Here is a 12750-nt window from a genome sequence, read left to right on the forward strand (position 1 = left end):
AGGGAGGACCAGGCGTCCGATGATGCTACTTCTGTCCACTTCAGATACTGATCTGCTGAGTGGACGGGCCAGCGGTGCCGACTGGCGCCTGGCGAACCCGGCCCGGCTGTCGGTCGACGACCTCACGCCCCTGCTTGCCGACGTCGACCTCGTGGTGGTCCGGCTGCTCGGCGGCCGCCGGGCCTGGCCGGACGGACTGGACGCGCTGCTGACCGACGGACGCCCAGTGGTGGTACTCAGCGGCGAACAGGCACCCGACGCCGCCCTGATGGAGCTGTCCACCGTACCGGCCGGGGTGGCCGCCGAGGCCCACGCCTATCTGGCCCACGGCGGCCCGGCCAATCTGGCCGAACTGCACCGATTCCTGTCCGACACGGTGCTGCTCACCGGGCACGGCTTCGCCGCGCCGCGGCCGGCCCCGGAGTGGGGCGTACTGGAACGCCCGAACGTGCCGACCGGACCGGGCCAGCCGACCGTGGCGGTGCTCTACTACCGGGCCCACCACCTGGCCGGCAACACCGGCTTCGTGCACGCCCTGTGCGACGCGGTCGACGCCGTCGGCGGTCGGGCGCTGCCGGTCTACTGCGCCTCGCTGCGCTCGCCCGACCCGCAGCTGCTGGCCACCCTGCGCCAGGCCGACGCCCTGGTGGTGACGGTGCTGGCCGCTGGCGGAACCCGGCCGGCGACCGCCTCCGCCGGGGGCGACGACGACGCCTGGGACGTCGGCGCGCTCGCCGAACTGGACGTGCCGATCCTGCAGGGACTCTGCCTGACCAGCTCCCGCCAGACCTGGGCGGCCACCGACGACGGGTTGTCCCCGTTGGACGCCGCCACCCAGGTGGCCATCCCCGAGTTCGACGGCCGGCTGATCACCGTGCCGTTCTCGTTCAAGGAGATCGACGCCGACGGGCTGTCGGTCTACGTCGCCGACCCGCAGCGGGCCGCCCGGGTGGCCGGGATCGCCGTCCGCCACGGCGCGCTGCGGCACATCGCGGCGGGCGACAAACGGATCGCGGTGCTGCTGTCGGCGTACCCGACCAAGCACGCCCGGATCGGCAACGCGGTCGGGCTCGACACCCCCGCCAGTGTGCTGGCGCTGCTGTCGACGTTGCGCGACGCCGGCTACGACGTGGGGCCGCCCGACGGCCCCGACGCGCTGCCGGGGCTGGCCGACGGCGGCGGCGACGCGTTGATGCACGCGCTGATCGCCGCCGGCGGGCAGGACCCGGACTGGCTCACCGAGGAGCAGCTGGCCGGCAACCCGGTGCGCATCCCGGCCGCCGACTACCGTCGCTGGTACGCCGAGTTCCCGACCGAGCTACGGGAACAGGTCGAACGGCACTGGGGTCCGCCGCCGGGCGAGCTGTACGTCGACCGGTCCCGGGATCCGGACGGCGAGATCGTGCTGGCCGCGCTGCGTACCGGCAACATCGTGCTGCTGGTGCAGCCGCCGCGCGGCTTCGGGGCCAACCCGGTGGCCATCTACCACGACCCGGACCTGCCGCCGAGTCACCACTACCTGGCCGCGTACCGGTGGCTGGAGCACAGCTTCGGCGCGCACGCCGTGGTGCACGTCGGCAAGCACGGCAACCTGGAGTGGCTACCGGGCAAGACGGTCGGACTCAGCGCCGACTGCGGGCCGGACGCCGCCCTCGGCGACCTGCCGCTGATCTACCCGTTCCTGGTCAACGACCCCGGCGAGGGCACCCAGGCCAAACGCCGGGCACACGCCACCCTGATCGACCACCTGGTGCCGCCGATGGCCCGGGCGGACAGTTACGGCGACATCGCCCGGCTGGAGCAGCTGCTCGACGAGCACGCGAACATCGCCACACTGGACCCGGCCAAACTGCCGGCGATCCGGGCGCAGATCTGGACGCTGATCCAGGCCGCCCGGCTCGACCACGACCTCGGTCTGAACGACCGGCCGCACGACGCCGAGTTCGACGACTTCCTGCTGCACGTCGACGGCTGGCTCTGCGAGATCAAGGACGTGCAGATCCGTGACGGGCTGCACGTGCTCGGGTCGGCGCCGGTCGGCGCGGCCCGGGTCGACCTGGTGCTGGCGATGCTGCGGGCCCGGCAGATGTGGGCCGGGCAGGTGGCCGCGCTGCCCGGCCTGCGGGAGGCGCTGGGCCTGGACGAGTCCGGCACCGACCGTGACGACACCGACGCGGCCGAGGCGACCGCCCGGGAGCTGGTCGCGGCGATGGAGGAGCACGGCTGGCGGTCGGACGCCGTCGCCGAGGTCGCCAAGCGCGTGCTCGGCGCCGACGGACGGGCCGCGCTGGTCACCCGGATTCTGGACTTCGCGGCGACCGAGGTGGTCCCCCGGCTGGCCCGCACCACCGACGAGCTGGCCCACGTCGCGCACGCGCTGGCCGGCGGGTACGTGCCGGCCGGGCCGAGCGGGTCGCCGTTGCGTGGATTGATCAACGTGCTACCGACCGGGCGCAACTTCTACTCGGTGGACCCGAAGGCGGTGCCGAGCCGGCTGGCCTGGGAGACCGGGCAGGCGATGGCGGAGTCGCTGCTGGCCCGCTACCGGGCCGACGCCGGCGACTGGCCTCGCTCGGTGGGACTGTCGGTGTGGGGCACGTCTGCGATGCGGACCGCCGGTGACGACATCGCCGAAGTGCTGGCGCTGCTCGGCGTCCGGCCGGTGTGGGACGAGGCGTCGCGGCGGGTGACCGGCGTCACGGTGGTCCCGGCCGAGGAGCTGGGCCGGCCGCGCATCGACGTGACGGTGCGGATCTCGGGCTTCTTCCGCGACGCGTTCCCGCATGTGGTGGCCATGTTGGACGACGCGGTCCGACTGGTCGCGGCCCTCGACGAGCCCGACGAGGTGAACTTCGTCGCCGCGCACGCCCGCGCCGACCTGGCCGCCCACGGCGACACCCGGCGGGCCACCATGCGGATCTTCGGCTCCAAGCCGGGCACGTACGGTGCCGGGCTGCTGCAGCTGATCGACAGCCGCAACTGGCGCGACGACGCCGACCTGGCCGAGGTGTACGCGGTGTGGGGCGGCTACGCCTACGGCCGGGACCTCGACGGCGCGCCGGCCCGCGACCAGATGGAGTCGGCGTACCGGCGGATCGCGGTCGCGGCGAAGAACATCGACACCCGCGAACACGACATCGCCGACTCCGACGACTACTTCCAGTACCACGGCGGCATGATCGCCACCGTCCGGGCGTTGACCGGGTCGGCCCCGGCTGCCTACGTCGGCGACAGCACCCGGCCGGAGGCGGTGCGCACCCGCGCCCTGCACGAGGAGACCGCTCGCATCTTCCGGGCCCGGGTGGTGAACCCGCGCTGGCTGGCGGCGATGCGCCGGCACGGCTACAAGGGGGCGTTCGAGCTGGCCGCCACCGTCGACTACCTGTTCGGCTACGACGCCACCGCCGGGGTGGTAGCCGACTGGATGTACGACAAACTGGCCGAGACGTACGTGCTCGACGAGGTCAATCAGCGGTTCCTGACCGAGTCGAACCCGTGGGCGTTGCACGGCATCACCGAGCGGCTGCTGGAGGCGGCCGACCGCAAACTGTGGGAGTACCCCGACCCGGCGGTGCTGGACGGGCTGCGGGAGGTGTTCCTGCGGACCGAGGGCGACCTGGAGGACCGCGCCGGGTGACCGCGCATCCCGGCGGCGGCCCGGCGGCATCCCGCGTAGGGTCGAGGCATGAGTGCGGCGGCGTCGGGAAGCATCCGGTACGACGGGACCACGGTCGCCGGTGCGCAGCCGGAAAGCGTCCTGCTACCCGGCCACGATGTACCGTTGGGCCGCTACACGACGGTCCGGCGGCTGCTGCCGCAGCGACCCCGGCGGATGGTCGGTGCCTGGTGTTTCGTCGACCACTTCGGGCCCGACGACGTGGCCGGGCGGCCCGGCATGCAGATTCCGCCGCACCCGCACACCGGGCTGCAGACGGTGACCTGGCTGGTCGACGGGGAGATCCTGCACCGGGACAGCCTGGGCAGTATGCAGTCGATCGTGCCGGGGCAGCTCAACCTGATGACCGCCGGACACGGGATCGCCCACTCGGAGCAGTCGCCGCCGGCGCATCCGCCGGTGATGCACGGGCTGCAGCTGTGGGTGGCGTTGCCGGAGTCGGCCAGGCACGGGGAGCCGCGGTTCGAGCACTACGCCGCGCTGCCGCGGGTCGGTGCCGGCGACGCGGGGCTCACCGTGGTGGTCGGCGAGTACGCCGGCGTCCGGTCCCCGGCCCGGATGGCCAGCCCGATCGTCGGAGCACAGATCGACATCGGCAGCCCCGCGCCCGTCGAGCTGACGCTGCGCGACGATTTCGAGTACGCCCTGCTGGCGATGTCCGGCACGGCCCGGGTCGACGGGGTGGAGCTGGCCCAGGGTGGGCTGCTCTATCTGGGTGAGGGTCGGTCGGCGTCGACAGTGACCGCCGCCGACGGTGATGCCCGGCTGTTCCTGCTCGGCGGTGAGCCGTTCGAGGAGCCGCTCGTCATGTGGTGGAATTTCGTCGCCCGCAGCCACGAGGAGCTGGTGGCGGCCCGCGACGACTGGGCGGCCGGCCACCGGTTCGGCACGGTGACCGGTTGTGTGGACGCCCCGCTACCGGCACCGGAGATGCCGATCACCCGGATCAAGGCCCGCGACCGGCACGGTCGCACCGTCGGCTGACCGTCGCACGGCGACTCACGGGCGTCGACGTATCGAAATTCTTCGTTCACAATCTTTACTGTTAACTGTCTTTACGCTAACTTCGTCGGCAACGGCCGGCCGCCCCCACCGCCACCCACGACGTGCGGAGCGCCCCATGCAACGACGACTTCTCCTGCCCCTGCTCGCCACCGGCACCATCCTCGGCACCCTGCTGGTCGCCACGCCGGCCAGCGCCCACGGCTACGTCTCCTACCCGCCCAGCCGACAGGCGATGTGCGCGCAGGGCCGGGTCGCCAACTGCGGCCCGATCGTGTGGGAGCCGCAGAGCGTCGAAGGCCCCAAGGGGCAGCGCACCTGCCACGGCGGGGTGAGCCGGTTCGCCATTCTCGACGACGACAGCGTCAACTGGCCGGCCACCACGGTCGGCGGGGCGGTCACCTTCACCTGGACGCTGACCGCCCGGCATGCCACCAGCACCTGGGAGTACTTCGTCGGCAGCACCCGGATCGCCGTGTTCGACGACGGCGGCCGGCAGCCCAACGCCACCGTGTCGCACACCGTGCACCTCGGTGGCCGCACCGGCCGGCACAAAGTGCTGGCGATCTGGAATGTCGCCGACACCACGAACGCCTTCTACTCCTGCGTGGACGTCCAGATCGGTGGAGGTCCGGGCCCGTCGCCGACCCCACCCCCGCCGTCACCCACTCCGACGCCACCGCCGCCGACCACCGCGCCCCCGACGCCAACGCCCACCGCGTCACCCGGTCAGCCCGGTGGCACCTGGGCCGCCGGCACTGCGTACCAGGTCGGTGCCGTCGTCAGCTACGCCGGCGTCGACTACCGGTGCCGGCAGGCACACACCGCCCTCGTCGGCTGGGAACCGCCGAACGTGCCGGCACTGTGGCAACGGCTCTGACCGGTCGGTGCATGATGTACACATGTCGCAACCGCTCGGTCGACCGTTCTGGCGGTTCTGGAGCGCCGCCACCCTCGCCAACAACGGTGACGGGATCCGCCTCGCCGCCCTCCCGCTGCTGGCCCTGTCGCTGACCGGGGACCCGCTCGGGCTGGCCGTCGTCGCCACCGCGCAGACCCTGCCGTGGCTCGTCGCCGGGCTGGCCGCCGGCACGCTTGCCGACCGGGTCGCGCCGCGTACGCTGCTCGCCGCCGCCGACACGGTACGCGCCCTGCTGCTGGTGGCCCTGGTGGCGACGGTGGCCACCGGCACCGCCACCATCGCCCTCGTCGCCGTCTGCGCGTTCGGTCTCGGCGTCGGCGAGGCGGTACGGGACACCGCCGGTCAGGTGGCGGTGCCGAAACTGGTGCCGCCGGCCGCGCTGGAGCGGGCCAACGGCCGGCTCACCGCCGGCACCATCGTCGGCAACGAGTTCGTCGGCCCACCGGTCGGTGCCGCGCTGTTCGTCGTCGGCGCGGCCGTACCGTTCGCGGCCAACGGGGCCAGCCTGGCGCTCGCCGTGATGCTGGTGCTGTCGCTGCCGCTGAGCCTGGCCCGTACTCCCACGGCCACGGCTGCCGCCGCGACCGCCGCCGCGACCGCCGCCGCGACGGTCGGCCCGAGCGTCCGGGCCGGGCTGGGCTGGCTGGCCCGCCACCGGACGCTGCGCGCCCTGGCGCTGGTGGTCGCGGCGGTCGCCGCCGCCGACGCCGCCTGGTTCGCGATCTTCCTGCTGTACGCCCGGGACGTGCTCGGTGTCGGCGCGCTCGGCTACGGCCTGCTGCTGTCCGCCGGGGCAGGTGGCGGGCTGGCCGGGGCGTTCCTGGCCGACCGGCTGGTCGCCGGCCGCCGGCACCGGCTGGTGTTGGCGGTCTCCCTGGCGGTCACCGCCGGGGTGCCGGCGCTGCTCATCGCCGTACCGCAGATCTGGGTGGCGGTGATGGTGACCGTGGTGTCCAGCGGCGCGTTCGCGGTGCTGAACATCTGCGCGGCGGCACTACGGCAGCGCACCGTACCGGACGGACTGCTGGGGCGGGTGACGGCGGCGTCCAAGACGCTGATCTACGGTGCCGCCGGCGGTGGTGCACTGCTCGGTGGCGCGCTGGCCGCCGGGGTCGGGCTGGCCGCCCCGTTCGGCTTCGCCGGGCTGGTCGCCGTGGTCGCCACCGCCGGCTGGTGGCTGGCCACCCGGGGCGACGCACCACTGGTGCAGCCAGCCTGATCACCGGATCATTCTACTGCCGGCGACGTGCCCGACCCGGTTCCGGACCGACAGTCAGTTGAGGCGCACGGTGACGCCGCCGGAGAACATCGAGTCATGCAGTTCCAGAGAGACGAGGTCGACGCCCTTCGGCACGTCGAAGGCGACGATGGCGGTCACCTGGTTCCCGGGGTTGATCTCGGTCAGGAAGGACTCGGCATCCTGGTTGACCGCGAGCCCGGCGGAAGTGTCCGCCTCGAACCGCCGGCCGTCCTTGTCGAAGGCGCGCTGGCTACCGTCGTGGAAGGTCCGGGCCTCGTCGCCGATATTGGTGACAAGCATTGTCACCAGGCAGTACTGTCCCTGCGCGGTCTCGGTGAAGAACCCGCTACCGACCTTGGACTTGCCGCATTCGATCTTGTTGACAACGAACTCGAACTTGCCATCGCGGACCGGGTCGCCGATCCCCGGCTCCGCTGCCGGAGCAGGAGGGGGCGCTTCCTCGGCAGGGGCGTCAGGCTCGCCGCCGTCCGCAGGCGCGACTGCCGTATCGGTCCCGTCCTGAGACACCTCACCCTCGGCAGCCGACTCCACCTGTTGCTCGGTCCCGCTGCGGGCAGTCGACGTCGTCTCGTCGGTGGACCCGTTGAACGCGCCGATGAGCGCGCCGCCACCGCAGCAGAACAGGACGACCACGGCAGCGATGATCCCGACGATCCCGAGCGGCGTCAGTTTGCCCCGGCCCGGTGGCACCGGCTGCACGGGAACGCCGTACGGGGGTGCGGTCCCGGGGTGGTGGGCCCCCGGCGGGTAGCCACCAGGCGGCAGGGGAACAGGCGGGTACGGCCCCGGGTTCGGGTTGCCGTATCCACCAGGCGGGTTCGAAGGCGGGTAAGTCACCGGCTCACTATCGGTGATCGGCGATGACGCTCGCATGGGCCGGCCGGCTCCAACAAGATCCACTATCGCTCGCTGAATGCCCTCCCACCAGCGCAGACGCGGCGACGGGTAGGCGGGATCAGCCACCCTGACGGCGAAACGCCCACTACCCAAACGGCTATGATGCACACGATCTGTTGACCGACCGGTGCCGCAGGCGCGACGGTGCGATAACGGTATGTGCGCCACCCTTGCGGCCATGTCAGCAGCAGGTCCTCCGCCGAAGCGGCAGTTCCGGGGCTTCTGGCTGGCCACGGTCGCCAACCTGGACTGGCCGAGCCGGCCCGGACTGGCGCCGGACGCCCAGCAGGCGGAGCTGCGCGACTGGCTCGACCTGGCCCGGCGGCTACGCTGCAACGCCGTCGTCGTGCAGATGCGTCCGAGCGCCGACGCGCTCTGGCCGTCGCCGTACGAGCCGTGGTCCGCGGTGCTCACCGGGCAGCAGGGCGGCCACCCCGGCTACGACCCGCTGGGCGTGCTCGTCGCCGAGGCGCACGCCCGCAACCTGGAACTGCACGCCTGGTGCAACCCGTACCGGGTCGCCAACCACGCCGACCCGACGCGGCTGGTCGCCGACCACCCGGCCCGCCGCCACCCGGAATGGGTCATCACGTACGCCGGCCGGCTCTACTTCGACCCGGGCCAGCCGGCGGTGCGGTCCTTCGTCCAGGACGCGATGATCGACGCGGTCGCCCGCTACGACATCGACGCGCTGCACTGGGACGACTACTTCTACCCGTACCCGGTCGACGGACAGACCTTCGCCGACCAGGCCAGCTTCGCCGCGTACGGGGCCGGCTTCGACAGCCTCGCCGCGTGGCGCCGGCACAACGTCGACCTGCTCGTCGCGCAGACGAGCGACCGGCTGCGGGCGGTCAAGCCGTGGGTGCGCTTCGGTATCAGCCCGTTCGGCATCTGGCGCAACGCCGCCACCGACCCGCTCGGTTCGCGGACGAACGGGTTGCAGTCCTACGACGCGATCCACGCCGACAGCCGCCGCTGGGTGCGGGAACAGTGGATCGACTACATCGCGCCGCAGCTGTACTGGCACCTCGGCCACCCGGCCGCCGACTACGCCGAGCTGGTCCGCTGGTGGTCGGCGACGGTCTCGGGTACCAGTGTGGAGTTGCTCGTCGGGCAGTCGACCTACCGGGTCGGCGTCGCCGGGCAGGACCCGGCCTGGCAGGACCCGGCCGAGCTGAGCCGGCACCTGACGCTGCACCACAGCTACCCGCAGGTCCACGGCGACCTGCAGTTCAGCGGCAAGGACGTGCGCGCCGACCGGCTCGGCGGGGTCAGCCGGCTGGTCGCCGACCACTACGCCCGGCCCGCGCTGGTGCCGGTCGCGGCCGGGCGCGGCGGCGTACCGGCCCCGGGCAGCACACCGCCGCCGCCGGCGATCACCGCCGCGACCCGCACCCCGACCGGGGTAAGGCTGGGCTGGCTCGCCGCCACCGGCGCCGCCGTCCCGACGGCGTACGCGCTCTACCGCTGCCCCGGCACCGACGCGGCCGACCCGACCGCGTTCGACGACGCCCGCCACCTGCTGGCGACGGTACGGTCCACCGGCACTGGTGGCTCCTTCACCGACGCGACGGCGGCGCCCGGATCGGCGTACACCTATCTGGTCACCGCACTGGACCGCCAGCACCGGGAGAGCCCGGCGGGGCCGGCGCGGGTGCTGGCCGCCGGCAGCGACGCGTTCAGTGTGATCGTCGACAACCGCACGCCGCACGGGTTCACCGCCAGCGCCGCCTGGGGCACGTCGAGCTGGTCGGCCGGACGGTACGGCACCGACTACCGGTTCACCAGCCCGCAGCCGGTCAGCGACCCGGCCTGGTTCACCGTCACCGTGCCGGCGGCCGGCAGCTACCGGGTCGACGTGTGGCATCCGGCGGCGTCGGGCTACCACCCGGCCGCGCCGCACCTGGTGCAGACCACCACCGGGCTGGTCAGCCGGCCGGTGGATCAACGCACCGGCGGCGGCCGGTGGCGGGAGCTGGGTGTCTTCGCGCTGGCGGCGGGGCGGCGGCCGGTGGTCGGGGTGAGCCGGTGGGCACCGGCCGGCGGCCACATCGTCGCCGACGCGGTACGCCTGACCCGGGTCGGCTGACACGGGGTCCTACACTGCCCGCCGTAGCATGGCAGGCATCCACGAGGCCCACGGTCTCGTGGCGCAGATGAGTGTGGACGACGTCCACGGGGCCGGTCGCTTGTCCGGCCGGCTGACCGAGGCGGACCTGCTCGCGCAGCGGTCAGGTCCGCGCGGCGGCGAGGAACTCGTGGGCACCGCGTAGCCGGGTGGTCAGCCGGGCACGGGTCCGGGCGCAGTCCAGCCGCAGCTCGGCCGGTCCGGGGACGCCGCTGGCGGCACGTCGGCCGGTGGGCAACGCCGTGGGGTCGAGGCCGTCTCGGCGGGCGATGAGCACCCCCAGGCGATGCCGGCTGATCGCGTCCGGACCGGCGACGTGGTGGATCCCGGAGTACGGCGACCCGGCGAGTTCGCGCAGCGCAGCGGCGAGGTCGGCGACGTGCACCGGGCACCGCACGTCGTCGGTGAACAGCACACCGGTGCCGACGCCGGCAGCCAGAGCGTGCACGTGTCGCTCGTGGACGGACTCGCCGTACCCGATGATCAGTGACGTCCGGGCAATGACGGCGTCGGGGGTGATCGCCGCGACCGCCGTCTCAGCCGCGGCCTTGGCCGCACCGTACGGCGTCGTCGGGTCCGGTGGGCACGTCTCGTCGTAGGCGACCGCCGCACCGGCGAAGACCGCGTCGCTGGAGACGTGGACGAGCCGGGCCGCCACCGCCGCAGCGGCGAGGGCGACATGAGCACCGCCGTCGGCAGTGCTCGCCCAGTCGCTCTGGCGGTAGGCGGCGTTGACGATCACGTCGGGCCGGGCCATGGCGGCGACACGGGCGACATCGTCACGGATGCGGATGTCGAGCACGTGCCAGTCGACTCCGGCACCGAGATCAGCGCTGGGCGGACGGCGGTGGAAGGTCGCGGCCACCAGGTGCCCGGCGCGCCGCGTCTGACGAACGATCTCCCTGCCAAGGAGCCCACTGCCACCCACCACGAGAAGCCTCACCCGACCACGGTAGGCCCGGCGGTCCGCCTGCGCGTCGCGCGCTACGTCGGCCGGTCGAGGCCGGCGCGGACCCGGCCGGTCTCGTACGCCCAGATCGCGACCTCGACCCGGTTGCGGACGCCGAGCTTGGTCATCAGGGCGGCGAGGTGGCTCTTGACCGTGCTGAGGCTGATGTAAAGCTCGCCGGCGATCTCGGTGTTGGTGCGGCCACGGGCGACGGCAACGAGCACCTGCTCCTCGCGGTCGGTCAACGGGTCGAGCGGTTGGCGGGCCGGTGCCACCGGACCGGCAGCGGCGAAGGCGCTGAGCAGCCGGGTGGTGACAGCCGGCGCGATCAGCGCGTCACCTGCGGCGGCGGCCCGGACGGCCTGGGTGAGCAGCGCCGTGCCGGCGTCCTTGAGCAGGAAGCCCCGGGCACCCGCGCGCAGCGCCGCGTAGACGTACTCGTCGAGGTCGAAGGTGGTGATGACGACCACGGCGAGCGGGTCGACGACGCCGGGGCCGGCGAGGCGACGGGTGGCTTCGACACCGTCCATATCGGGCATCCGGATGTCGAACAGGCACACGTCCGGGCGCAACCGGTGGGCGAGGTCGACCGCCCGTCTGCCGTCGGCCGCAGCGCCGACGACCTCGATGCCCGGCTGGGCGTCGAGAATCATCGTCAGCCCGGTCCGCACGATCTCCTGGTCGTCGGCGACGACCACCCGGACGGTCACGTCCCGGCCCGACCGGTCGGAGCCTGGCGGGGCAGGGCCACGGCGACGGTCCAGCCCCGGTCGCGGTCCGGTCCGGCGTCGCAGGTGCCGCCGAGCAGAGCCGCCCGCTCGGTCATGCCGACGATGCCGAAGCCGCCGGTAGCGGCGGGCCGGGCCGCGCTGGTGTCGCCGTCGTCGCTGACCCGCAGCCGTACCGCGTCGGCGTCGACGTCGACGCGGACCTCGATCCGGGTGGCGTGCCGGGCGTGCCGTCGGGCGTTGGTCACCGACTCCTGGGCCAGCCGGTAGACCGCGGTGGCGACGGTCGACGGGACGTCGTCGACGTCGCCGTGCAGGGTGACGTCGACGACCGGTCCGGGCTGCGCCCGACTGGCGAGTCTCGCGACGTCGCCGATGCCGGGGTTCGGGGTGAGGTCCGCCGGGGCCAGGCGTCCGGCGGGTTCGCCGTGGCGCAGGCCGCGCACCATCAGTCGCATCTCGGCCAGGGCGCGGGTCGCCTCGGCCTCGATCACGGCCAGCGCGTCGAGGGCCGCCGCCGGTCGGGTCGGTGCCACCGCGATGCCCGCCTGGGCGCGGATCGCCATCGCCGACACGTGGTGGGCCACCGTGTCGTGCAGGTCGCGGGCGAGTCGTTCGCGTTCGGCCAGCTTGGCCTGGTCGAGTTCGCGGGCCCACAGCGTGGCCCGGTACCGCAGAGCGGTGGCCACGGCCATCGCGGCGGACACCACCACCGTCCCGCCGACCAGGTCGGCGAGGTCGAGGTGGCCGACCGCCGCCGACAGGCCCATCTTGGCCAGGATGACCGCCGTTCCGGCGATGATCTGCCGGCCGGAACCCCAGCGGTACAGCGCGTACGGCAGGATCAGCAGGTAGACGCCGGTGACCAGCTCCGGTTCGTGGCCGGCCAGCAGCGCGGCCACGGCGGTGACCGGGAAGGCCACGGCGACCATCAGCAGCGGCCTGGTCCGCCGCCACCACAGCGTCGGCGCCAACACCAGGGCGACGATCAACGAGTACGCGGGCGACACCAGGTCGGTGCGCAGCAGCCCTTCGAGGGTCGCCGCGACCCAGACCGCGCCGAGCAGCAGCCAGTCCCGCCAGACCCGCGTCGGTGGGTCGGCGACGGCGGGCTCGGCCCACACCGACCGCAGCAGCGCACGCACACCGCGATCATACGCAGCGGGCGTTCACGGCGTACCGGC

General features: G+C 73.3%; 9 protein-coding genes. 5 read left to right on the top strand and 4 right to left on the bottom strand.

Features of this window, described 5'->3' with window-relative positions; all coding sequences use genetic code 11:
• Positions 1 to 19: 19 nt before the first annotated feature.
• The 4 genes from cobN to O7543_RS06160 all read left to right on the top strand — a co-directional run bounded on the left by cobN (position 20) and on the right by O7543_RS06160 (position 6819).
• Positions 20 to 3637 carry a cobaltochelatase subunit CobN gene (gene cobN / locus O7543_RS06145; RefSeq protein ID WP_281554738.1) on the top strand — a complete coding sequence of 1206 codons (3618 nt, stop codon included), beginning with the start codon at positions 20 to 22 and terminating at the stop codon, positions 3635 to 3637.
• Between the two features lie 48 nt (positions 3638 to 3685).
• On the top strand, positions 3686 to 4660 hold the full coding sequence (locus O7543_RS06150; protein WP_281554737.1) for a pirin family protein: 975 nt from the start codon (positions 3686 to 3688) through the stop codon (positions 4658 to 4660).
• Between the two features lie 136 nt (positions 4661 to 4796).
• Positions 4797 to 5558 (top strand): lytic polysaccharide monooxygenase, encoded by a 762-nt coding sequence (locus O7543_RS06155; protein ID WP_281554736.1) that lies wholly within the window; start codon positions 4797 to 4799, stop codon positions 5556 to 5558.
• 22 nt (positions 5559 to 5580) lie between these two features.
• Positions 5581 to 6819: an MFS transporter gene (locus O7543_RS06160; protein ID WP_281554735.1), complete on the top strand. Its 1239-nt coding sequence runs from the start codon at positions 5581 to 5583 to the stop codon at positions 6817 to 6819.
• Between the two features lie 54 nt (positions 6820 to 6873).
• Here O7543_RS06160 and O7543_RS06165 read toward each other — a convergent pair whose 3' ends face one another.
• Positions 6874 to 7494: a DUF4352 domain-containing protein gene (locus O7543_RS06165; protein WP_281554734.1), complete on the bottom strand. Its 621-nt coding sequence runs from the start codon at positions 7492 to 7494 to the stop codon at positions 6874 to 6876.
• Between the two features lie 442 nt (positions 7495 to 7936).
• Here O7543_RS06165 and O7543_RS06170 point away from each other — a divergent pair, with 442 nt between their 5' ends.
• The gene (locus O7543_RS06170; protein ID WP_281554733.1) at positions 7937 to 9850 is read left to right on the top strand and encodes a family 10 glycosylhydrolase; all 1914 of its coding nucleotides are present in this window, start codon (positions 7937 to 7939) and stop codon (positions 9848 to 9850) included.
• Positions 9851 to 9992: 142 nt separating this feature from the next.
• On the opposite strand, the gene O7543_RS06175 is transcribed toward O7543_RS06170, so the two are convergent.
• The 3 genes from O7543_RS06175 to O7543_RS06185 are packed head-to-tail and all read right to left on the bottom strand — an operon-like array spanning position 9993 to position 12711.
• Positions 9993 to 10832, bottom strand: a complete 840-nt coding sequence (locus O7543_RS06175; RefSeq protein ID WP_281554732.1) for a sugar nucleotide-binding protein — start codon at positions 10830 to 10832, stop codon at positions 9993 to 9995.
• A gap of 41 nt (positions 10833 to 10873) precedes the next feature.
• A complete protein-coding gene (locus O7543_RS06180) occupies positions 10874 to 11548 on the bottom strand; it encodes a response regulator transcription factor (RefSeq protein WP_281554731.1) in 675 nt (224 codons plus the stop codon).
• Positions 11545 to 12711 (bottom strand): histidine kinase, encoded by a 1167-nt coding sequence (locus O7543_RS06185; protein ID WP_281554730.1) that lies wholly within the window; start codon positions 12709 to 12711, stop codon positions 11545 to 11547. The genes O7543_RS06180 and O7543_RS06185 overlap by 4 nt, the downstream gene beginning before the upstream one ends.
• Between the last annotated feature and the right edge of the window lie 39 nt (positions 12712 to 12750).

Origin of the sequence: Solwaraspora sp. WMMA2080 (assembly GCF_027497395.1) — a bacterium.
Classification (GTDB): domain Bacteria; phylum Actinomycetota; class Actinomycetes; order Mycobacteriales; family Micromonosporaceae; genus Micromonospora_E.